This is a genomic window from Anaerolinea thermophila (assembly GCF_020723905.1).
Taxonomy (GTDB): Bacteria; Chloroflexota; Anaerolineae; order Anaerolineales; family Anaerolineaceae; genus Anaerolinea; species Anaerolinea thermophila_A.
This window is the reverse complement of record NZ_DYHZ01000008.1, coordinates 53,580-76,031: the sequence shown is the minus strand read 5'-3', so window position 1 is coordinate 76,031 and position 22,452 is coordinate 53,580. Positions and strand designations below refer to the sequence as shown.

16 protein-coding genes are annotated in these 22,452 nt (G+C 51.7%); 5 read left to right on the top strand and 11 right to left on the bottom strand.

Annotated features, from left to right (window positions below; all coding sequences use genetic code 11):
• Nucleotides 1-26 precede the first annotated feature (26 nt).
• Genes LHF31_RS12565 through cmk form a run of 4 tightly spaced genes read right to left on the bottom strand, consistent with a single transcriptional unit; the run spans nt 27 to nt 5,160 of the window.
• Complete coding sequence (locus LHF31_RS12565; protein ID WP_298002947.1) at nt 27-1,358, bottom strand: C69 family dipeptidase; 1,332 nt, start codon at nt 1,356-1,358, stop codon at nt 27-29.
• Nucleotides 1,351-2,442: a response regulator gene (locus LHF31_RS12560; RefSeq protein ID WP_298002950.1), complete on the bottom strand. Its 1,092-nt coding sequence runs from the start codon at nt 2,440-2,442 to the stop codon at nt 1,351-1,353. Before LHF31_RS12560 ends, LHF31_RS12565 begins: the two co-directional genes overlap by 8 nt.
• A complete protein-coding gene (locus LHF31_RS12555; protein ID WP_303774274.1) occupies nt 2,439-4,472 on the bottom strand; it encodes a PAS domain S-box protein in 2,034 nt (677 codons plus the stop codon). Before LHF31_RS12555 ends, LHF31_RS12560 begins: the two co-directional genes overlap by 4 nt.
• 7 nt (nt 4,473-4,479) lie before the next feature.
• On the bottom strand, nt 4,480-5,160 hold the full coding sequence (cmk, locus tag LHF31_RS12550) for a (d)CMP kinase (protein WP_298002956.1): 681 nt from the start codon (nt 5,158-5,160) through the stop codon (nt 4,480-4,482).
• A gap of 129 nt (nt 5,161-5,289) precedes the next feature.
• Between cmk and LHF31_RS12545 the strand changes: the two genes are divergently transcribed.
• Nucleotides 5,290-5,847, top strand: coding sequence for an ECF transporter S component (locus tag LHF31_RS12545; protein WP_298002959.1), 558 nt, complete (start codon nt 5,290-5,292; stop codon nt 5,845-5,847).
• Nucleotides 5,848-5,914: 67 nt separating this feature from the next.
• On the opposite strand, the gene LHF31_RS12540 is transcribed toward LHF31_RS12545, so the two are convergent.
• Nucleotides 5,915-6,736, bottom strand: a complete 822-nt coding sequence (locus LHF31_RS12540) for an energy-coupling factor transporter transmembrane protein EcfT (protein ID WP_298002962.1) — start codon at nt 6,734-6,736, stop codon at nt 5,915-5,917.
• Nucleotides 6,723-8,468 carry an energy-coupling factor transporter ATPase gene (locus tag LHF31_RS12535; protein ID WP_303774273.1) on the bottom strand — a complete coding sequence of 582 codons (1,746 nt, stop codon included), beginning with the start codon at nt 8,466-8,468 and terminating at the stop codon, nt 6,723-6,725. Before LHF31_RS12535 ends, LHF31_RS12540 begins: the two co-directional genes overlap by 14 nt.
• Nucleotides 8,469-8,567: 99 nt before the next feature.
• On the opposite strand from LHF31_RS12535, the gene LHF31_RS12530 reads away from it, so the two are divergent.
• The 3 genes from LHF31_RS12530 to LHF31_RS12520 are packed head-to-tail and all read left to right on the top strand — an operon-like array spanning nt 8,568 to nt 11,955.
• Nucleotides 8,568-9,992, top strand: a complete 1,425-nt coding sequence (locus tag LHF31_RS12530) for an aspartate kinase (RefSeq protein ID WP_303774272.1) — start codon at nt 8,568-8,570, stop codon at nt 9,990-9,992.
• A gap of 16 nt (nt 9,993-10,008) precedes the next feature.
• Nucleotides 10,009-11,067 carry an aspartate-semialdehyde dehydrogenase gene (gene asd, locus LHF31_RS12525; RefSeq protein ID WP_298005615.1) on the top strand — a complete coding sequence of 353 codons (1,059 nt, stop codon included), beginning with the start codon at nt 10,009-10,011 and terminating at the stop codon, nt 11,065-11,067.
• A 12-nt stretch (nt 11,068-11,079) separates the two neighbouring features.
• Nucleotides 11,080-11,955 (top strand): EamA family transporter, encoded by an 876-nt coding sequence (locus LHF31_RS12520; protein ID WP_298005618.1) that lies wholly within the window; start codon nt 11,080-11,082, stop codon nt 11,953-11,955.
• A 49-nt stretch (nt 11,956-12,004) separates the two neighbouring features.
• Here the strand turns inward: LHF31_RS12520 and LHF31_RS12515 are convergent, their stop codons facing one another.
• The 3 genes from LHF31_RS12515 to cydD are packed head-to-tail and all read right to left on the bottom strand — an operon-like array spanning nt 12,005 to nt 17,925.
• Nucleotides 12,005-14,401 carry a VIT domain-containing protein gene (locus LHF31_RS12515; RefSeq protein ID WP_298005621.1) on the bottom strand — a complete coding sequence of 799 codons (2,397 nt, stop codon included), beginning with the start codon at nt 14,399-14,401 and terminating at the stop codon, nt 12,005-12,007.
• A gap of 42 nt (nt 14,402-14,443) precedes the next feature.
• Complete coding sequence (gene cydC / locus LHF31_RS12510; protein ID WP_298005624.1) at nt 14,444-16,195, bottom strand: thiol reductant ABC exporter subunit CydC; 1,752 nt, start codon at nt 16,193-16,195, stop codon at nt 14,444-14,446.
• Nucleotides 16,192-17,925, bottom strand: a complete 1,734-nt coding sequence (gene cydD / locus LHF31_RS12505; protein WP_298005627.1) for a thiol reductant ABC exporter subunit CydD — start codon at nt 17,923-17,925, stop codon at nt 16,192-16,194. Before cydD ends, cydC begins: the two co-directional genes overlap by 4 nt.
• 60 nt (nt 17,926-17,985) lie before the next feature.
• Here cydD and LHF31_RS12500 point away from each other — a divergent pair, with 60 nt between their 5' ends.
• Nucleotides 17,986-19,674 (top strand): AarF/ABC1/UbiB kinase family protein, encoded by a 1,689-nt coding sequence (locus tag LHF31_RS12500; RefSeq protein WP_298005630.1) that lies wholly within the window; start codon nt 17,986-17,988, stop codon nt 19,672-19,674.
• Between the two features lie 67 nt (nt 19,675-19,741).
• Here LHF31_RS12500 and LHF31_RS12495 read toward each other — a convergent pair whose 3' ends face one another.
• Complete coding sequence (locus LHF31_RS12495) at nt 19,742-20,422, bottom strand: creatininase family protein (protein ID WP_298005633.1); 681 nt, start codon at nt 20,420-20,422, stop codon at nt 19,742-19,744.
• 10 nt (nt 20,423-20,432) lie between these two features.
• The gene (locus LHF31_RS12490; RefSeq protein WP_298005637.1) at nt 20,433-22,448 is read right to left on the bottom strand and encodes a UvrD-helicase domain-containing protein; all 2,016 of its coding nucleotides are present in this window, start codon (nt 22,446-22,448) and stop codon (nt 20,433-20,435) included.
• Nucleotides 22,449-22,452 lie beyond the last annotated feature (4 nt).

Below are 22,452 nucleotides of genomic sequence, written 5' to 3'. Positions count from 1 at the left end.
AGCATTTATCTGTTGTCCAGCCCTGTTCAGGCGGGCATTTTTGCCTGTTGATTGAATTTCTTCCATGCCCAGCGTGTATAAAAACGCCGATTCTCCCTGCCTGCCCCACGGATCAATTCCAGCCAGTGGGCTTCAGCCTGTTCAGCCATCTCAAAGCAGGTCTGAGCATAGCGGCTTCGCTCGGCAACCGATGCCTGCATTGCCGGTATTCCTTGCAAGAAACGTGCCTCTAAAGCATCCCGTTCTGCACGATACAACTGAATACGCTGAGGATAGTTCTCCAGAGTCTGGCGATGCAAACGCTCATGCCGCCACCAGAGACAGGCAGGGTTATAAACCGCCGTCGGTTCCGGCTCAGATTGCCAGGGGATAGATGTGTCCATCCAGAGCGGTTTGTAGATGGAAGTACAGGGTGCGGCAGTAGCCGTTACCCACACCCGCACCCCATCTTCGCGCAATTCAAATACTGCCGAGCCCGTTGTCTGACTGACACGAATGGGACCCCACCCCGCATGCATGCATACATCTGCACCGTGAACAGCCACATCTGGACGCCAGTTTTCTTCATTTTCTCCAGTACCATGCGCCCTCAACACTTGAAAAGCCCGATGCACGTCCACCGGTTGTTGAGACTCCAGCAATAACCGTGTTGTACAGGACTGACGGAAACGTCCCGCGCCAAAGGTAGTGTATAAAAAGTCCGAATATACCCCGGAAAAGGAGAATGCTTTTCCTTGTGGCAACCATCCCTGCTGGCGGGCAAAAGAAATAGCCTGAGGAGAAATCCGGTCCCACGTTTCCCCAATCGTCAATGCATTAGAAATGGTGCGAATTCCTTGAACCTTCTCCGCTACCCAGTGCTCTCCCGCCGTTTCCAGCACCCATGCCGATCGGGGATCAGCAATCAGGTAACTGTTGTGATAGTAAAAGCCGTGCGTCAATCCACAATTTCCACCCTGTCCATACTGTTCCAGCAATTCCACAATCACATTTAAGGCTTCTTCCGCCGACGCAGAACGCTCCAAAGCCAGACGAAGCAAATCCATTCCTGTTAATCGGGCATCTTTCTGGTAAGGAATGCGGGTAAATACGGCTTCATTGCCAATCGCCACCCCATGTTCATTCACCCCCATCTCCGCTCCCCAGATCCAGAAGGGCTTCATCAGGAGCACGGCAAACGTATGCCGGACCTGCGGAATTTCCCGATAGGTGCAGTGCACGGTTGCTCCTTCCGGAAAATCCTGTGCCGGGATGTACACCACCTGATGGGCTTCATTGGGTTCGCGGTCAGAGTTTTTTCCCAGAAGGGTGCCCCAGCCGCCAGTACGTTCAGGCAAGACCACAAAGGTGTCACACATGCAAAAGTCTCCTTTCGCCATTCTGGCTTTTGAGGGAAAAACGAAATTCAGATCTGGCAGCATTAGAGGTAAAACCCAAACTGCCATCATGCAATTCAAGAATTCCTTCCATCAAGCGAAAGGTTAAGGGCTTTTTCTCTGGAATCGGGGAAGGATAAATTTCCTCAACCAGTGGATGGATGGGCGAATAGGACAGGCGTAATTCATAACTGCTGGCAGAAAGTACCTTTCCGGTCAGGATAATTCTTTCTCCATACAGGGAGTGAGAAAGCGCCCAATCCAGTCCGCATTCCAGCAGATTCACCAGCCATTCTTCACCCATTGCCAGAGAGACCGGTTCCAGTTCTATCTCAAGATCATTCTTTCGCCCTCCCTGCTCTGCAAATGAAAGGGCGACATCCTGAATCACCTCATGGGCAGTGAGAGTAACCAGCATCCGGAGGGCTTGAACCTGCTCCAGATCTTTTCCCAGTTGAAGCAAACGGTTCAAAAGAACGTACTGGCGGACCAGGTTGAGCAACTGACGGGTGGTTTTATGCAACTGGCGTCCCAGGTCTCGTATCTCTCCAATCCGGGCGGGCAACTCCGTCATATTCATCATAGACTGGGAAAACGCCAGTAAACGCTGAAGGGGAGTCATCAGGTCATCCGGTAAATCATTAAGAATTTGTTCAACGGTATGAGCGTGATGATGAACAGCCGTTTCGCTGATATGACGGCGTTTTTCCAGTCGGCGCTGCACTGCAGTGAGTAAGTCCTTGCGGCTAAAAGGCTTGGTGATGTAATCATCCGCTCCAAGGTTCATCCCAAGACGCTGATCCTCCCGCTCCACACGAGCCGTGAGAAAGATAAATGGAATCACCCGCAGACGCGGCTCCTGACTGAGACGGGAAAGCAAGGCAAACCCATCCAGTTTTGGCATACGCACATCGCACAAAATCAGATCTGGCGGATTCTGCCAGAGCAAATGAAGGGCTTGCTCCCCATCGCTGGCTTCCTGTGTTTCGTAACCCTCGGCTTCCAGCAGGTCTACGATGTTGGCGCGAACCAGTTCCTCATCTTCCACAACCAGAATCCGTGTCAATTTCCCGGTTCTCCCTTCGCTTCCTGGAAATGGCTCAAATCTGTCAACGTCACGGTAACCACCGAACCGTGATGTAGTTCACTGGAAAAATCTATCGTTCCCCGGAGGCGTTCCAGTGCTTTCCGCACTATCATCAACCCCAGACCGCTTCCGGATATTCCACTGGTGTTACTGGCACGATAAAACGGTTCAAAAAGCAAAGGAAGTTCATCCTGAGGTACCCCCATGCCTTCATCGCGGATTTCAATCTGGATACCCGAATCTGCTGAACGGATATACGCATAAATCCATGTATCCGATGGAGAATACTTGATTGCGTTGGTGAGGAGATTCTCCAGCACCTGCCAGAGCAGGTCTGGATCTGTGGAAAGAACGGGATGATCTGCCTCACATTCCAGGAAAATTTTCCGGTTGGGATCCAGGGCATTTTTTACCACCTCGGCACATTCTCGAAGGAGTTTGCGCACGTCTACCGGTTGAATGTGCAGAGGATCCTGTTCGGCTTCCAGCCGCAGAACTTTGAGAATATCTCCCAGCAGGGTATTCATCTGCTGAGCAGCAGTCTTGATACGCTGAAGATGCTGAAGCGACTTCTCCCAGCCCCATTTCTGACCATACGTCTCCAGTAATTCGGTAGAGGAAAGAATGGTACTGAGCGGGGTACGAAATTGATGAGACGTTGCCGAGAAAAGATATGAACGCAAGGTTGCGTCTTCCTTTTCACGCTGGAATTCCCGTTTGATGGCTTCGGTAACACGCTTTTCCTCTGTAATGTCATGGGCAATCAGGGAAAAATTTTGCACCTTACCTTGTTCATCCCGGTGCGCAAGAATAGTTACGGAAAGGTACAGAACCTCAGAAGAACCAGAATTCCACTCCATTTCTCCCCGCCACATCCCTTCCTGAAGGAGCGCGGGTATCACCTGTTCTACGACCACTGGAAAATTCTTATACTTCTCGTACAGCATACTCTGGTGTTGGGCAATGGGGGTGTATTCATCCATACCTAACAAAGCGCGGGCGCTCTTGTTCAGGTAAACCACCCATCCTTTTGAATCCATGATGGCAATGGCTTCGCCTGCTTCCCAGATGATATCCAGCAAGCGGCGGGAGGATAATTCCAGCGCCCTGCGCCGTCCTACTTCTGTCTGTAATTCCCGGCGCACCGTCTCATATGCCTGTGAGGATTCTTTGATCTTTCGTTCCAGGTCAGCGCTTACCTGTTTCAACCGTGATTCGATCTGTACGTAAGTGGTGATATCCTGCAGGGTAAGCACCAGAGTTGGCTCTTCCATTAAGTCCATAGGCTCCAGAGAAATTCGCCCATGGAAAGTGCTCCCCGAAGCGGTTTTAATGGGGCGCTCTTCGGTCATCGAATTGCCAAAGCGGGCATGGCGGTAAACAATTTCCTGGAAACGATAAGGAGTTTCCAGAATTCCCAGGGAAACCAGGTCCTTACCAATCAGTTGGGAACGGGGAATCTCCAGCATGGACGCAAAACGCTCGTTGCAATCACTGATGGTCAAGGACTCACCAGACACCAGGGCTAGCCCCATGGGATTTGCCCGGAAAACCCGCTCAAACCGTGCCCGCATGGTCTGATTGGCTCGTAAAATCTCCTCTTTGTCAGTGACATCCATGCCCATCCCAATGATGAAAGCCACATTGCCCGACTCATCCTGAATAACGGTGTTAGACCATTCAAAATAACGATATTCTCCCCATCGAGTCAACCAGGGGTTGCGATAGCGATTGGGGGCACGATGATTTCTTAAGTTTTCAAAAATATTCTTAACCGCCTGTTTCTCTTCAAAAGGAAGGAACAATTCGGCTAAATTCATCCCCTGAACTTTCGCCTGAGTGTAGCCAGTAACCTCCTCAGCAGCACGGTTGAAAAATATGATGTGAAAGTCTGGATCGAGAACCACCACCACACCCTGAAACGTATTCAGCAGGTTCTCCAGAACATCCCGAGATTTCAAATAGTTGAGAAACCGACTCTGTAAGTCCTGAACAGAAGGCTTTTCCATGGGATGCTTATTCTATGTGCGCTAACTTCCGCACCTGTTGCATGACTTCTTCAATACTCAGTCCATCCGTCAAAACCACATGGGCATCCTCGGCTATCCGTAGAGGAGCAACTTCTCGAGTTGAGTCAATCTCATCACGTTTTTTGAGATTTTCCAGAATTTGCTCGTAATCGGCGTCCATACCCCGATTCTTGTTTTCCAGATAGCGACGGCGGGCGCGTTCTTCCACACTGGCATCCAGATAAATTTTCAACTCGGCATCCGGAAGAACTACTGTGCCAATATCTCTGCCCACCATGACCACCTCTCCACGTTCACCGATGCGCCGCTGTTGTTGCGTCATGGCGGCGCGCACCCCCGGATAAGCCGAGACAACCGATACATTGGCATCCACTTCAGGGGAACGAATCGCCCAGGTTACATCCTCTCCATCAAGAAGCACATCGGCTTTTCTGCCATCAGACTGGCTCGGAGGACGAACATCAATCCATACACTCTCCGCAAGACGGGTGACCGCCTGCTCATCCTGCACGTTTCCCAAACGCCGAAGCGCTGCAAGCGTGACCGCACGATACATGACCCCGGTATCAAAGAATAAATACCCCAATTCCTTTGCCAGTTTTTCGGCAATGGTAGATTTTCCCGATGCGGCGGGACCATCAATGGCTATGGTTTTTGGTTTGCTCATGGTTTCTATTATACGTAACTTGTCCCAGGATACAGGTACGATTTTGAAGGATAACAAAAAATTAAGGCAAATCCATTTCGTCCGGATTGGGGTTAAAATAGGTGTCCAAAACTTTTTCTGGAGAAAAAAATGCCCGAAGAAAGAACCCGAAAAATTGTCATTGCCGGAATCATGAGTGCTATTGCGATTTTCCTGGGAGTTACCCGCCTGGGATTCATTACCTGGTTTTCCGGCGCATCCCTGACCATCATGCATGTTCCGGTGATTATCGGAGCAATTCTGGAAGGTCCAGTGGTTGGACTGGTGATTGGCTTGATTTTTGGGGTATCCAGCATGATTCAAGCCGCGGTGGCACCGGGTGGACCGGCAGATGCCCTCTTTACCAATCCCCTCATCTCCGTTCTGCCCCGCCTGTTCATCGGTCCAGTAGCATGGCTGGTGTGGAAATCTTTGAAAAACATTCCTGCAGCAGGTTTGATTGTGGCAGGAGCACTGGGAAGCCTGACCAATACCATTCTGGTCTTAACCATGATTGCCATGGTGGCGAACTTCTCCCCCACCCAGTTGCTTCCCATCGTAGTTGCCAACGGTTTGCCCGAAGCCGTCGGCTCAGCGTTGATTGTACTGGTGGTAGTCGGAGCCTGGTTGCGCATCCGTATTGGACGGAAACAGGGAGCCAACCTGTAATATCCTTCCAACCTTTACCATAACATCCTGCAGGCAATCCCCTGCGGGATGTTATTTTTTCACGGGATTAAAAACGCAAAATCAACACCCCAACAACGACCATCAAACCGAGCGCAAGAAGATCTTTGCCGGTGAAGCGGTAGGCGTAAAAAGCACCTCGCTCCCGTGAACATCCATAGGCGCGCGCGTCCATCGCCAGTGCCATGTTCTCCGCGCGATGCAAACTGGCTAAAAAAAGCGGCACAATGAGCGGAAGCACCTGACGTACCCGCTGAAGCAGTCCTCCCCGTTTGCCTTCCCAATCCGCCCCCCGCGAGACCTGCGCCTTGGCGATGCGTTCAGCCGTTTGCGCCAGCAGAGGTAAAAAGCGCAGGGTCACCTGGACCATCATCCCCAGATCCTGCGCCGGGATTCCCAACTGGTCAAAGGGTTTCAGTAACGCATTCAGCCCATGAGACATTTCGCTGGTGGAAAGAGTGAATGAAAATAAAGACAGAATCAGGATCAAACCGGTAAACCGCAACAAAAGAAGAAAACCCGCCAGTAAATCTGCCTCAGTAATAGAAAAACGCCCCAGAGGAACCAGAACCGGTGAATCCAGTGGGCTGGTGTTGAGAAATACCTGCAATATTGCCAGGATAAAAATCAACGGTAAAGGCGATGCCATTGCCCGCAGGGCAAAACGAAAAGGAATGCGCCCTAACCATAACCCAAGCAAACCCGCGCCAATTCCCAACAATAGCCCGCGGAACTGAAAACTGAAGGTGAGCGCCAGCACCAGCCAGGCATATCCCAACAGACGGGCGCGTGGGTCCAGACGATGCAGGGGGGAGTCCACCGGTAAATACTGTCCGATGGGGACACTGCGTAAAAATTCAAACCGGCTCATATCCCCCCCCTTGAAGCCGTTTGAGGGCATTTATGAGTTGTTCCGGAGCAACCACCCCATGAGGCAGATTCCACCCCAGTTCTCGGAGACGACTGGCTACCTGTGCAGCAACCGGGGCATCCAGACCAATCTCGACCAGGTGTTCGTGCCGGGTAAACACTTCGGAGGCTGTACCATGCAAGACATCCCTGCCTTTCCGAAATGCGGTAATTTCCTGTGACAGAGCGGCAACATCCTCCATACGATGGGAAGAAACCACCAGGGTCATGCCATCTTCCCGGGAAAGGCGCTGTAATTTCTCCAGAATTTGCTGGTGGGAAACCGGGTCCAGTCCTGCGGTAGGCTCATCCAGCAGAAGAATTTCAGGACGATTCGCCAGCACCGATGCCAGCGCCACTTTGCGCTTTTCTCCCCCGCTGAGGGTAAACACCAGACGATCTTTGAAAGCCTCAAAATCCAACCCCACGACTTCCATTGCCCAGCGCACTCTTTCTGCCAGGTTTTCACGTACGCCCATCTGTCTGGGACCGAAAGCAATTTCATCTCCCACGAATTGTTCAAAGAATTGCATCTCAGGGTTTTGCATCACCAGACCCGCCACACGGGTCACCGCGCGAGTCTCGATTTCAGGGTTGGTCAAGTCGAATTCGGCTACGCGAACCTTGCCTTGCTGAGGTCTTAAGATCCCATTTAAGTGCTGTAAGACCGTGGATTTTCCCGAACCGGTCACGCCAATAAACGCATGGGTCGACCCCTTAGCCACCTGCACATTCACATCCACTAACGCCAGATGAGCCAGCGGCGTCCCTTTCAAATAGGTATGCGCCAGATGTTCCACCGCAATTTGAATATCTCGCGGACGGGTTAGGACAGTTTCGTCTTCAACAGGAAAGTGAACCCCCTGCCTGTTCTCCGGTAAATGCTGGAGCAATTCTGCAGTTGTGAGCACATCGGGTAACTCTGGAAAAAAGATACGCAATTCTCGAGCCAGCGCCATGGCAGGCGGTAACGTCAGACCCCAATCATCCAACCGGGGATGACGGAACATCTCTCCCGGTGTCCCTTCAAAAACCACCTTGCCGCGATTGAGGACGATGACTCGATCTGCCAGCGCGGCTTCTTCCATATCATGGGTGACAAACAGGACAGAAACTCCATCGGCACGCAGGCTCTGCATCAGTTCCATTGCCATGCGCCGACCCGCCGGATCCAGCATGGTGGTGGCTTCATCAAAGATGACCACATCGGGTCGCATTGCCAGCACACCAGCCAGCGCCAGACGCTGCATTTGCCCGGCAGAAAGCAAATGAGGTGAGCGTTTACGGTGCGCTTCCAGCCCGACCGCTACAATGGCTTCATCCACCCGACGGCGAATTTCTGTGGTGGAAAGCCCGAGGTTTTCCGGACCAAAGGCAATATCTTCTTCAACAGTTGTGGCAACAATCTGATCTTCAGGGTGCTGAAAAACCATGCCAACGGTTTGACGGATGCGTTTTAAATTAAAACGATCCCGCGTGTCCAGTCCCCGTACCAATACTTTCCCTGAAATCGGAAGCAGCAAGGCGTTCAAATGTCGCGCCAGTGTGGTCTTGCCAGAGCCGTTTGCGCCTAAAATGGCAACAAATTCACCCGGATAAAAAGCCAGCGAGACATCTTGAAGGACGTTCTCCGTCTTCCCCCCCTCGGTAGCGTAACGAAAAGTGACCTTTTCGGTTGTAATCAGTGGTTGCATGGCGTTTGGATTATAAGTTGGTTATCAGGCAAAGTCAATCATTCTACTTGACAACTATCCGTTATAATATGCCCAATTTTCCCATTGAGGGTCTGCTTTATGAACGTTTTATCTCCCCGTACACTTGTAATGAAGTTTGGCGGAACCTCGGTTGGTACCCCCGACGCGATGGCGCAAACGGCTGAAATCATTCACCGCCAGCGCACTCTCACTCCCCGACTGGTTGTTGTGACCTCAGCCCTTTCCGGTGTGACAGACATTCTTCTGTCCAGCGCTACGGCTGCGGCTCATGGAGATACCACCACGTACAACCAGGCAGTCCAGACTTTGAGAGCCCGGCACGAAGCCATCATTAAATCCCTCATTCCTGATCGCTCCCGCCAGGAAGAAGTGAAAGCCGAGATTACCCTGTTGATTTTGGATTTTGCCAATCTCTGTCAGGCAATCTCGGTTCTGGGTGAAGCCACTCCCCGCGCACTCGATGCCGTTGCCTCTCTGGGAGAACGCATGGCAGTACGCCTGCTGGCGGCAGTGGTAGATAGCGCCGGGACGCCGGCACAATACCTGGAAGCCAACCGACTGATTATCACGGATGATCACTTTCAGGCAGCGCACCCTGATTTTGCCGCCACTCAAATCGCAGCCCGGGCATCGTTGAATCCGATTCTTGATCAGGGAACTGTCCCGATTATCACCGGTTTCATTGGAGCAACCCCGCAGGGTGTCACCACCACGCTGGGACGCGGCGGTTCAGATTACACCGCCGCAATCCTTGGAGCAGTGTTACCCGCTGATGAAGTTTGGATCTGGACAGATGTGGATGGCGTTATGACCGCTGACCCGCGGATTGTGCCTGAAGCCCGCACCATTGAAGAACTGACCTATCGCGAGGTATCGGAACTGGCATACGCCGGAGCCAAAGTCCTGCACCCCAAGACGATCCGACCGGTCATTGAAGCCGGTATCGGGTTGCGGGTGCTGAACACTTTCAACCCGGAACATCCCGGAACCCGGCTGGTAGCCGAAAAGGCTACCCCCAACGGAAACGTGGTCAAGTCGGTGACCGCCATCCGTGGATTGAAATTGATTACCGTGGAAGGACGTGGGATGCTGGACGTTCCCGGCGTGGCAGCGCGCACCTTTTCTGCAATTGCCTCGACCGGCACAAGTGTCTCCCTGATCTCTCAAGCCTCTTCGGAACAAGCCATTTGCTTTGCCGTGCCCGCCTCCTCTGCCGAAAAGGTCATTGCCGCCATTGAGAATGAGTTTTACCGCGAGATTGCCGGAAAGGATATAGACCGGGTATGGGCTACGGGAGAGGTGGTAATCGTCACCGTGGTTGGGGAAGGAATGCGCAGTACCCCTGGAATTGCCGGTAAGGTATTCGGGGCACTGGGTGAACGACAAATCAACGTCATTGCCATTGCTCAGGGATCTTCAGAAGTTTCAATCAGTTTTGTGCTTAAAGCCGAGGACATCCGCGCCGCAGTTCAAACGCTGCATGAGCGGGTCATCTCTCAATAACACGGAGGGTTTTACAATGAAACGCATTCCCGTCGCTGTTCTTGCCGCTACAGGCAGTGTTGGGCAACGGTTTGTTCAGTTACTGGATGGACATCCCTGGTTTGAGGTGGTTGCCGTGACCGGTTCGGATCGCGGAATGGGAAAACCTTACGGAGAAGTTTGCCGATGGCTGTTGCCGGGAGATATGCCTGAAGGAGTCAGGAACCTTCCGGTTCTGCCTTCTTCTCCGGAAGCGGTGCAGGCTCCACTGGTGTTTTCGGCTTTGCCCACCGAGATTGCCCGCGAGGTGGAACCAGCCTTTGCTCAGGCAGGCATGGCTGTATGTTCCAATGCTTCCGCCTACCGAAAAGAACCGGATGTCCCCATCCTGCTCCCGGAAGTCAACCCTGACCATGCCGGATTGATTCCCGTTCAGCAGTCCCGCCGCCACTGGACGGGGTGGATTGTCACCAATCCTAACTGCACCAGTACAGGTATGACGGTAGTCCTCAAAGCGCTTCAGGATCGCTTTGGGTTGAAGCGGGTATTTGCCGTCTCCATGCAAGCCCTTTCGGGAGCCGGGTATCCGGGTGTGCCTGCGATGGATGTCATAGACAATATAATCCCATTCATCAGTGGAGAAGAGGATAAAGTAGAGTGGGAACCTCGCAAAATGTTGGGTAAACTGGTTGCAGGAGAAATCCAGTTGGCTAACTTTGGCATTTCCGCGCACACCAACCGGGTCAACGTCAGTGATGGGCACACTGTCTGCCTGACCATTGAACTGGAAACACGCGCCCAGGCAGAAGAAGTGCAAGAAGCCTTACGAGAGGCTCAGGTGCCAGAGATTTCCCGCGATCTGCCCTCGGCGCCCCAACCGCCCATCCTCGTCAGAGAAGAAGAAAACCGTCCCCAGCCTCGTCTGGACCGCCTGACCGGCAAGGGTATGACCACTGTTGTTGGACGGGTAAGAGCGGATCCACTCTTCGATGTGCGCATGGTGGTGCTATCTCACAATACCATTCGCGGTGCGGCAGGAGGCTCAATCTATAACGCCGAATTGCTGTACCGCATGGGTTATATTTCAAAATCCTGAGAGGAGTGAAGCATGCTTGAACTTGTGCTGGTATCCCTGATCTGGGCATTTTCCTTTGGGTTAATCAAGGTCAGCCTGGCAGGGGTCGATTCGAACTTTGTGGCATTTGCCCGGTTGTTGATTTCGTTTCTGGTATTTTTGCCGTTCGCGCGCCCTTCCCGCATCCCCCGAGCCCTCATTCCCCGCCTGATTCTGGTGGGCGCACTGCAATATGGAGCGATGTACCTGGCTTACCTGAATGCGTTCAAATTCCTCAAAGCCTATGAGGTCGCTCTATTCACGATTTTCACCCCTATTTACGTCACCCTGATTCACGATGTTTTGGAAAAACGCTGGCAACGCCTGCACTGGCTTGCGGCAGTCCTGGCAATAATCGGAACCGCCATTGTCCAGGGACTGCGCGCACTGGAAAGCGACTTTCTGCTGGGATTTATCATTGTACAAATTTCCAACCTGTGCTTTGCTTTTGGGCAGGTGTACTACCGGAAAATCTTGCAACCTTACCCCGAACTGCGCGATCATCAGATTTTCTTCTATCCCTACCTGGGCGGATTTGCGCTGGCAGGCATAGCCACCCTGCTCTTCACCAACCTCTCCACCATCCAGCCTACCAGCGCCCAGTGGCTCACCCTTCTCTACCTTGGAGCAGTGGCTTCGGGACTCGGCTTCTTCCTGTGGAACCGCGGGGCGCGGAAGGTCAACGCCGGTACGCTGGCTGTGTTCAATGATTTGAAAATCCCCCTGGCGGTCACGGTTTCACTGGTGGTATTTGGCGAGAAAGCCAATCTCCCCAATCTGATTGTGGGTGGTTTGATTGTTCTTGCGGCTTTGATGATCAACGAATATAAAAACATTCCCTTCCTTCGCCGCCAGGAAGTTGTGGAATAAAACTACGCTTTTTCAGCCAGCCCCTCAAGTTTCCACAGGGGCTGGCTTTTTATTTCCGTTTTCGCAGGGTCAGCGCAAACGCCAGAAGCACTCCAAGGGGGAATAATCCAATGGATGGGCAAACTCCTATTCCGGGCAAGGATTCTGAGGATGGTAAAGGAGTGGAAGGAACAGTTTCCGTTTCCTCTGCAGGAGGCACTGTGGGGAGTTCCACCCCAGGCACAAGCGTGCCCGGTTCAGCCTCTGGAATGATGCGATAGGCTTTTCCGCCGATGACTACCAGTACCCGATCGCCAACTGCCAGAGCCGACGCCACCTGCGGGTCATACTGCGCTAACTGGAAATAGGCGTCTGAGAGGAAAGGAATTTCAACCGGTTTCATGGTATTGGGATCAAACAAAGTGTCCACCCATTCGTTATCTTTCCAGACAAACGTGCGATTACCTGCCAGACGAACGGCAGAGGTTTGGGAAACACCCACCCCGGCGGGGCTGGCAGGAACAGATTCTGCTCGCTGCATGGCGCCTTCCTGCATGGCACGGTTGAACGCTCCTTCACCGCTGACTACCGTGGGCAGGGAGAGAGACTGACGGTAAGCCTCCCCGGCGATCTTCGACTGCGCTTCTGCACCCAGCGGCATGGATTCGGTCACCAGATAAGATGTATATGGGGTGATGATTCCATATCGAATACTGAGGCGCACAATCTGCTCGATTGTCTCGGGATCCGCGCCATTCAGGCGAATCTGTTCCAGGAGATAGCCGATTTTTCGGGTTGCCCACAGGCGCGGTAACTGGATTTCGCTTTCAGTGATTTGAAAACGGCTGTCCTCCACCAGCGAGAGCGAAGAAAACCGGTAGGTACGGGGTTCACCGGAAACATTGCCAGTCAATACCACCGTTACCCTGCCCGGCTGGCGGTAACGCCCGGTAATCACCACCTGCGTGCCAGCGAATAAATCGGGTATGGGTTGAGGATACACATCGTAAATTTCTGTACCTTCGACCGTCAACCTCAGGTCGGTCAGAACCGGCGTGCTGATCTTCTCATAAAAACTGGCAACGGCTTTGTTTAAGTCCTCTTCCGGGCGCACATACAGACTCAATCCGTGGTGTTCAGACACCAGCCGATCCAGTAAGAAGGTGTCCACGTCATATCCCACCCCAAAGACAAAGAGACGGAGATTTTCCGGAGCCTTGCGGGCAAAATCATCCAGAATTTGATCCCGGTCGGTGATGCCAACCGTTGGCAAGCCGTCGGTAAGGAAAATCAAATACGCCGGACGCCCTGCCTGAACCATACCGGCGGCTTCCAGCAACGCCCTATGGATATTTGTTCCACCCGCAGCGCTCAAACCTGAGAGCCATCTCCGGGCTGCGGGTATGGCATCTACTCCTGCCAATTCAGGTGCTAACAGTTCTACCTGATTGCTGAAACTGATTAAGTTAAAGCGGTCCTGAGAATTAAGACGGGTCAAAATGGCTTCCAGAGCCTGCTTTGCCTGCTGAAATTTTACCCCCTCCATGCTGCCAGACCGATCCAGAACAAATATCACATCTTTGGGAATCACTGCTTCAGGGGATTGAATACGCGGTGCAAGCAACATCAGGAAAAAGCCATCGGCATCGTCCACATCTCCGGGATCACGATAGGAAAAAAGGTGCAGGGCTTCTCCCTCGCCCAGTGAGATGAGCAATTCAAAATCTCGATCCGGAAGCACATTTTTGTCTGTATAACGGACATTGACCTCGTTGTCATTCTTTCGTTCAATTTGAACTGCATGAGAAGAGGAATACACTGTGCGGACAGGACGTTGATCGCGAATCTGAACCTCAATGGACACATCTTCCAGAGGAAGTGCCGAGTATTTTTCGGTATTGAGGGGGTAAGCATACCGTATGACTTCATGATCTGTGACCAGGACTTGCTGATATTCCAGCGCAATGCGCCTTTCCTCCCCGGGATCTATTGGAAATACTCGCGCCTGCACGGCTCCTCGTCCCACGTATTCCAGCAAACCAGGATCTTTGAGCGAGCGAACCGTGTCCTCATAGAGTTTTCTGGCTTCTTCCGCATTGAGAATTTTGCCCTCAACAGGCTGGTCATCCACCCAGAGTTTGAAATCACTTACCACTGCGCCTGCCGGCAAAGGAAAGAGATACACCCCTTCCACCGCCCACCGGTTGGGGTTGTAGAAAACCTGATCCACCCGCGTGGTTGCCAGTTGATTCTGAATGGTGACGTTGACATGATGATAGCGAATGACCAGTTGCGACATCGGTCGCGGAGGGACCGGGGGGCAAAATTCAGGGATACAGGGAACAGGTGGACACCCCTCAGGCGGACACGGTGGCGGGATGATAATACCATCGGCTTGAACCGGTAGCGTCCATCCAAACAGAAGCCCCGCCAGCAATGCTATCAAAAGCCCGATTCTTTTTGCCATACGCCCTCCTCAGCAATTCCTGCTAAGAATAAGACGCTGGCATCAATGTAACAGTTCCCCCTCATCCAGCAGGGAACGCTGGAACTGCCAGGCCTGAGCGTACCATCCACCAGCCCGGATTAACTCCATGTGCGTACCTCGTTCGATGATCCGTCCATTTTGCAAGACGACAATTTCATCAAAAGTTTCCAGTTCAGCGAGATAGTGGGTCATATAGAGAATTGAGCGGGAACCTGCATATTGCCACAACCTGCGCAAGAGAGTACGGGCAGTTTCAGCATCCAACCCGCTGACAGGCTCATCCAACAGCCAGAGCGAAGATGGCTTCAGCAATGCCCGCGCCAGGGCAAGGCGCTGACGTTCTCCACCAGAAATCATTTCTCCCTGAGCGCCAATCCAGGTATCCAGTCCTCTGGGTAAACGACGAAGCCACGATCCCAGTTCCACCTGTTCCATCACATTCCATAGATCTTCATCGGAGACATGAGGTGCCGCCAGAAGCAAATTTTCCCTCAACGTTCCGCTGAACAGGGTTGTTTGCTGGGAAACCACTGCAATCCGTGACCGTACCTCTTCCCCTCGCAGAGCGCGAATATCCCAGCCATTTATCAGTACCCTTCCGCCTGAGGGAAAACGGAAACGCAGGAGCAACTGACCTACTGTGCTCTTGCCTGCACCGCTCTCCCCCACCAGTGCCACCCGCCTGCCAGAAGGTAAATCCAGCCAGAAATCCTGCAATGCGGGTTCGGAACGTCCGGGGTAGGTCAGCGAGGCCGCCTCAAAGCGCACATTGATCTGTTCCGAAAGGGATGGAGAGGGAACTTCTGGCTCAGGCGCCACATTCGGGCGGTCCACCCATTCAAATATTCTTTTTCCTGCCTGCAGGGTAGCCTCAAACTGAGCCGCCGCCTGATGCAACGGGGTAACTGCCTCAAATGAAGCCATCACCATTAATGAAAGGACAGCCAGGTCCACCCCACTCATCTGCCGCTGAAGAACCGCCTGTCCACCCAGGAAAAGAAGCATCCAAACGGTTAACCCGCTTCCCCAAAGTCCCGCAGAAGCACCCAGTGCCTGTACTTTTGCCATCCTCTCCTGCGTCTGCGATAGTTTCCGATTGATCCGGTGAAACTGTTCCTGTCCTTTTTCAACCTGTCCAAACATGATCCAGTCACTCATGCCCTGAATGGCCTGAATGGAAAAGGCGCTTAATTGCGAGCGGGATTCAATCCACTGCCTTCCGGCTTGATGGGAAAGACGCATCTGCACAATGGGCACCACCATTCCTGTCAGGAACATTCCAGAGGCAACCACCCACCCCAAAACCGGTACCATTCTGCCGCAAAACAGGGAAATTCCCAGCGTGATCAGCCCGGCGTTGACAACTGGAGAAACCACCCGCACAAAGAAATTCTCCAGCGTTTCCAGTTCGCCCACCATACGCTGAAGTAAATCTCCGCCCTGATCCAGTTCCAGACCAGCCGGCGCCAGCGGTTCGATCATGCCATACAGCCATACCCTTAATCCCGCCAGCAGTCTTAAGTTGATATCGTGTGAAACCAGTCGCTCGAGATAGCGTAAAAGCCCTCTGACAATGCCGAAAAACCTCACCCCGACGATGGCTACCTGAAGTTCGGCAATGGAGGGATGTAAAGCCGCCGAAGCAATCAGGAAGGCTGAGGTTCCCAGCAATCCTACCCCGCTGGCAACTGTCCCAAAGGAAAGAAGAATGGAAAGCAAAACACGGGCAGCAAAAGGTTTGAGAAAACCCAGAAGGCGGTAAATTGTCCTCATGCAAGCCCTCCATACTGGCGAACCCACTGCGCCAGTTGTCCACCTCTTTGCAGAAGTTCATCCAGATTGCCTGTTTCCTCCAGATTGCCCTTCTCCAAAACCAGGATTTGATCGGCAATGCGCAAAATGGGTAAACGATGAGCAATCAACAAAACCGTTCTGCCTTCAAACAGGCGCAGAAATACCTGCTGAAGCAGGGCTTCTTCCACCAAATCCAGATGAGAGGTAGGTTCATCCAAAACCAGGCAGGATGGGTTTCGCAACATGACCCGCGCCAGTGCCAGACGCTGAGCCTGTCCACCGCTTAACTGAGCCCCCCGCTCTCCCACAGGGGTGTGCAGTCCCTGGGGTAAATGTTTCACCCAGTCCCAGAGATGCACCTGTTCCAGCGCCCATTGAAGGCGCTCTTCCCCGGCATTTGGATCTGCAAAGCGCAGGTTATCGGCAACACTGCCAAACAGGATAGTTGGACGCTGGGGAACCCAGGCACAGGCTTTCCGCCATTCCTCCAGAGGTATGGAACTTAAGGGAAGATCCCCCATCCAGATGTCGCCCTCCTGGCAGGTCAGGAAACGCAAAATCAGGTGTGCCAGCGTACTTTTACCGGAACCGCTCCGCCCAACCAGAGCCGTGACTTTTCCTTCCGGTATTCTGCAAGTGATCTGATTCAATGCCGGTTGCTCTCTTCCCGGGTAGGTAAAGGTAACCTTTTCCAGACGGATATCTCCCCTCACCGGGGCTGTCTGCCTCATCGCTGGTAAAGGTTTTTCCTCCCAGACGGGTTGTTCCAGCACCTCAAAAATTTTGTGCGCCGCAGAGATCCCGTTCATAGCAGCGTGGAAACGCAATCCCAGCGTACGCAAGGGAAGGTAAAAATCGGGCGCAATGACAAGGACAAAAAACGCCTGAGAAAATTCCAGATGCCCATACAACAAACGCAAACCCACCTGAACGGCGATCAGCGCGGTACTGATAGTACCCAACCACTCCAGCGCCAGGGCAGAGAGAAAGGTAAGACGCAATACCTCTAAAGTAATCCTCCGGTACTCTTCTCCAAGACGGGCAACCCGTTGTGCCTGTTCTCGACTTCTTCCCAACTCTTTTAGCGTACGTAATCCCTGAAGCAGGTCTAACAACACAGCACTCAGACGCCGCAACGCCCCAAACTGACGCCGGGTTAAACGCTCCCCGGTGGTGCCGATTAACATCATGAACACCGGAATCAACGGACCCGTGAGCGCCAGGATCACTCCCGAAAGCGGATCCAGTGGAAACACTGTGGCTAAAACCAGCAAAGGAAGCAGGGCAGAGAGAACTACCTGCGGCAAATATTGACTGAAATACCCCTCCAGGGCATCCACACCCTCCACCAGGGTTGTCACCACCTCACCTGCAGGTCGCTGAGAGGTGTACGCCGGTCCCAGACGGAACAGATGAGCAAACAGCCTTTCCCGTAAACGAGCACGAATCCGTGCTGAGGCGATGGCATTCAGCCAGTCACTGAAAAAAGAAAACATTCCCCGCAGAAGGACAACCACAAGCAATAGAATCAACCAGCGGGCAACCGGCTCCTGAGAAGACTGCGGAAGAAATACCCCTGCCACAAACCGGCTGAAAAACAATGCCTGTAAAATAGTCGTTCCCCCGCCCAGTACCGCAAGGAAAATACCTCCTGCCAGAAAACCTGCCAGTGGAACGGCAAGGCGCAGTAAACGGCGATCCATGTACATGGGGCATATTATAGCGACGAAATTCATCCATCTGTAAGGGAAAAACTCTATAATGGTGATATGGCGCGCCCACCTTATCCCCGCCTGCCCTGGTTAATCCGGCGTAATGTGTTTCTGCGTTCCCAGCAAATCCTTGCCACATTGATCCGGCATGGCATGGACTGGATCTTCACCCGCTTTGCCCCTGGCGTGGATGAATCCCAACTGGCAAGGCGGGTGTTTTCCCGTGCAAGGAGAACCCCTGCGGAAGAATTTGTAGATGCCCTGGTTGAACTGGGACCGACGTTCATCAAATTTGGACAGGCGCTTTCTTCCCGGCTGGATCTGCTCCCTCCTGAATACATTGCTGAATTGAGTAAGCTCCAGGATCTCGTCCCGCCCACCCCTTACGAGCAAATTTTGACCGTCCTCAAGAGTGAACTCAAACGAGATCCCCAAGATATCTTCATTCATCTGGATCCGCAGCCGCTGGCGTCAGCATCTATCGGACAGGTGTACGGAGCAACACTGTGGTCAGGAGAAGAAGTGGTCATCAAAATTGTCCGTCCGGGTGCCAGAGAGGTATTCGAGCAGGACATTCAAATCCTTACCGATCTGGCGAACTGGGCAAGCAACCATACCGTAATTGGACGATACTACGACCTGCGAATGCTGGTAGATGAATTTGCTTTCACAGTACGGGCTGAATTCGATTACCTGCGGGAGGGACAAAATATCGAGGCATTCCGTACCAACTTTGCCGATGACCCGGTGGTGCACATTCCCAAAGTGTACTGGGATTACACCACCCATCAGGTCATCACCATGGAACGTTTCTCGGGAATCAAGTTAAACGACCTGCAAAGTCTGGATGCTGCGGGAATAGACCGCCGCACGGTAGCCGAAAATCTGATGCATTTCGCACTCCGCCAGATTTTCGAATTTGGGCTGTATCACGCTGATCCACACGCCGGAAACTTCTTCGTCCAACCCGATGGCTCGCTGGCAGTGATGGATTTCGGCATGATTGGCAGGTTAACCCCGAGCATGAAACGCACCTTTTTGGGCATTGCGGAAGCCATTTCCAGAAGAGACACGGAAATTCTTGTAGATGAACTGATCAGCGCGAATATCTTTTACCGCGATTTAGACCGACGCGCCTTTACTCGTGAAATGGAACGTCTTTTTGACCGCTTCACCGGACTATCGTTAAAAGACCTGACTGGCGCTCAGGTCATGGGGGAAATCATGGAACTGGTCATGAGAAATCACCTGCAACTCCCCGGCGAACTGGTAGCCATGACACGGGCAATCATCATCAGCGAAGGTACAGGGATGATGCTCTACCCGGGGTTTCAGTTGTTTACCTTTGCCGCTCCCTACGTCAAACGTTTCTGGCAGGAAGAACGCTCGATGCGAAACATGCTCCCGCGCATTTCCGCCGCCGCCATGGATGGTATGGAACTGACCATGGAATTACCCCGCCGGGTGACCCGGTTGTTAAGTCGGCTCGAACGCGGACAATTAGAGGTGAACATTAATACCGAAGAATTGAACGATCTGGTGAGTAAATTTCAGAAGATGACCAATCGCCTGACGCTTGGGATGATTCTTTCGGCAGTCATCGTTGCTCTTAGCCTTGTGCTGGTAGTTTATAAACCCGAAACCTGGCAACCCATCGGAGAATTCATTTTTGGCTTTGCGTTAATTTCGTCCATCATATTTGGCATCTGGCTGATCTGGTCTATCATTCGCACAGGAAGAACATAAAAGCAGTCCTTCTTTTCCACCTGAAAAGAAAGACTGCAGAATTTTATCTCTCAGGGATTCCGCAAACTTAAAACTCCAGCAGGTAAAGCACATCCTGTAAGCAAACCGCAAAGAGTTCATCCATAAGTTCTGCCGGCACCTGATAGGGACCGCCGAAAGAGCCGTCTCCATAAACCGCGCGGGTCTCTTCAGCGTTCAACAAACCTTTCACCGAGGGAGAAACTTTCTCCCCATCTGGAAGCGGGCTGACTCTCGTAAAAGGGAAGGCTTCCATCCAGTTGGCATGATTGCGCTCTAACTGATGCTCAATCGCAAAGGCTTCCACGCTGTGCGAAGTCCACCAGGCATACCAGGCGATTTTTAACCCCGGCAGTTGATTCATCAGTTCCACCAATCTACCCCGTGCAGGATCATTGCCTCCATGTCCGTTCAACACCAGAATGCGCCGAAACCCCTGCGCATACGCCGAGCGCACAATATCTTCCACAGTATCCAGAAATGTAGAAAGGCGAAGGCTAAAGGTGCCCGGGTATGTGATGAAATAGGGTGAAACGCCATAATGGACTGGCGGTGCTACCAGCACCCCGGTGCGCTGACTGGCGGCATCTGCCAGCGCCATCGGAATGCGCACATCAGTTGCAAGGCTCAGGTAACCGTGCTGTTCAATTGTCCCCAGTACCAGAATCAGCCGATCTTCCTGTTGAAGGTAGGCTTCAACATCCATCCAGTTAAGATCTTCTATCCGCATGAAAGACTCCTTACGACTTTACTTTAGATTGAACCTGTGCCAATACCTCCGGCAACTCACCTACATGGGTTAAAACCAACCGTTGTCCCGCTCTGGTAATTGCCATATATAATTTCCGGGTATTGTCCTTGATCAGCATTTCTCTTTCTTCATCAGAGAGACGTAAAGATTGTTCCTGCTCAAATAAATCCCGTAATCCAACCAGGAAAACTATGGGACTCTCCAATCCTGCACCAGCATTCAGCGTAGTAACCCGCACGTAATCCCCGGGGTAATCGCTTTTAGCGTCACGCGCAGCATCTTTTCCAAGTCGAGAATTTATCGCATTGATTAAGGCATTCACCCCCTGTTGAGAAGTATGAAGCAGAAGCAGGTGTTTCTTGGGAAGACCTCTGGCAACAAATTCTTTCACCTCGTTCGCAACTCTTACAATTTCATCTTGAGGGCTGGGCATTAAAAGGATTTCAGGCAACACTCCATTAGGCATATTCAACAAATCAGGAGCAAGGATGCCCTCTTCGTCATCTTCACCAAGTCGAAAACGATAAAACAATGTAGCAAATTGCAAAATTTCGAACGTCGTGCGATAACTTTTACGAAGAGTGTGTGTTCGACCTCGTGCCTGGAGCCCCAGAGATTTCCATGAACCACCCCGACCTAAAAACCCCTGAGTAGGATCTGCCACAATAAATAAATGACTATTCCCTGGTTTTAACAGTTTCTTGACAATGTGCATCCAAAGCGGGGCAAAAAATTGCGCCTCGTCAATCATCACCACATCGTAATAGGGAGGCATGACCACTCCATTCTCAAGATATTGCCACATTTTTTGAGGAACTTCGCCCCAATCCAATATTCCCTGTTCTGCTAACTTTTGCTGGTAAGCCAGGAAAGCCTCATAAACCCGACGCCGCTGTTCAACGGTTAACCCAAAACCTCTACCACGACGCTCCATTTGGAGATATGCTTCTTGCGACATTGGAAGTTGATCCTTAATCCAATCAATTTCGCTCAGAAACATCGCGGTAGATATCGACATGTCTTGAAGATATCTTTTTCTTATTTCATCAGCAATTTGCTCACGGTATTTTATCCTTATGGGTTCTATCCATTTCTCGCGTTCTCTGGGCCAATAATGGTAACACCAACCATTAAATGTGAACCATTCAATATTTTCTGGTAATTTTCCACCATTTAATCGAGCAAACCGAGATTGCATATCATAATTCAATGGGCGGTTATGCGTTAAGACCAGATATCGTTTTTGTGGATAAATATTGTAGAGTAAACGCAAACGATAAATGAGGATGAGGGTTTTTCCACTTCCTGCTACTCCGTTGATAATATTCAACCGAAAATCTGAAAGCAACGGCATATCTTCATTGGAAAGGTCAAGATCGGACTTAACAGCCTTTTCCTGATCATAATCCAGTAAATATTCCGTAAGACCAGCCTCTACTCTCCGCTGAATTTCTGGACGGACCGTCATACTGCTTGGTACAACAATTTCAGGTGAAAAACACTGACGGATTTTTTCAATTAAGAATGCAGGTAAAGGATTCTTTGAGAAAAAAGGTTTCCACGCATCTTCATTCTCTTCAAGAACTTCCTTTCCACTCCATGACACAGAATTTGGCAAAACAGTCTGATATATTTCCTGTACTCGAGTATTTGGAAGGTTTGGAAAGATAATTAAAGCCCCAATATTAAACCCTTGAGGTAAATTTATTTTTTCAATAAACCCTTCAAGTATTTCTGTTTCTTTTTTACCTATCGGTAAAACCGACTCTCCAAAGAGACGCATTTGCAATGAAGAAGAAGCCTCTGATATCGTAGTAGGGCAAACCTTAACCAGTAATGCCTGTCCTTCGTAGGTCAGAATCAAAAAGTCTGGGCTAAGAGGGTCCCATGGAGCAAGGTGATGCCAGATAAAATATCGATCAGGTAAAGCCTTAAGTGCCTCGAATACCTTTAGGGTTTCTTTGGGCAATTTCGTGGGAGGCTGCGGAGGCAAAATGTGTGCCATAGTC

Coding starts and splice junctions, on each gene's coding strand:
- LHF31_RS12565 (WP_298002947.1), bottom strand. CDS start 1,358: ATGTGTGACACCTTTGTGGTCTTGCCTGAACGTACTGGCGGCTGGGGC.
- LHF31_RS12555 (WP_303774274.1), bottom strand. CDS start 4,472: ATGGAAAAGCCTTCTGTTCAGGACTTACAGAGTCGGTTTCTCAACTAT.
- cmk (WP_298002956.1), bottom strand. CDS start 5,160: ATGAGCAAACCAAAAACCATAGCCATTGATGGTCCCGCCGCATCGGGA.
- LHF31_RS12545 (WP_298002959.1), top strand. CDS start 5,290: ATGCCCGAAGAAAGAACCCGAAAAATTGTCATTGCCGGAATCATGAGT.
- LHF31_RS12540 (WP_298002962.1), bottom strand. CDS start 6,736: ATGAGCCGGTTTGAATTTTTACGCAGTGTCCCCATCGGACAGTATTTA.
- LHF31_RS12535 (WP_303774273.1), bottom strand. CDS start 8,468: ATGCAACCACTGATTACAACCGAAAAGGTCACTTTTCGTTACGCTACC.
- LHF31_RS12530 (WP_303774272.1), top strand. CDS start 8,568: ATGAACGTTTTATCTCCCCGTACACTTGTAATGAAGTTTGGCGGAACC.
- asd (WP_298005615.1), top strand. CDS start 10,009: ATGAAACGCATTCCCGTCGCTGTTCTTGCCGCTACAGGCAGTGTTGGG.
- LHF31_RS12520 (WP_298005618.1), top strand. CDS start 11,080: ATGCTTGAACTTGTGCTGGTATCCCTGATCTGGGCATTTTCCTTTGGG.
- LHF31_RS12515 (WP_298005621.1), bottom strand. CDS start 14,401: ATGGCAAAAAGAATCGGGCTTTTGATAGCATTGCTGGCGGGGCTTCTG.
- cydC (WP_298005624.1), bottom strand. CDS start 16,195: ATGAGGACAATTTACCGCCTTCTGGGTTTTCTCAAACCTTTTGCTGCC.
- cydD (WP_298005627.1), bottom strand. CDS start 17,925: ATGTACATGGATCGCCGTTTACTGCGCCTTGCCGTTCCACTGGCAGGT.
- LHF31_RS12500 (WP_298005630.1), top strand. CDS start 17,986: ATGGCGCGCCCACCTTATCCCCGCCTGCCCTGGTTAATCCGGCGTAAT.
- LHF31_RS12495 (WP_298005633.1), bottom strand. CDS start 20,422: ATGCGGATAGAAGATCTTAACTGGATGGATGTTGAAGCCTACCTTCAA.
- LHF31_RS12490 (WP_298005637.1), bottom strand. CDS start 22,448: ATGGCACACATTTTGCCTCCGCAGCCTCCCACGAAATTGCCCAAAGAA.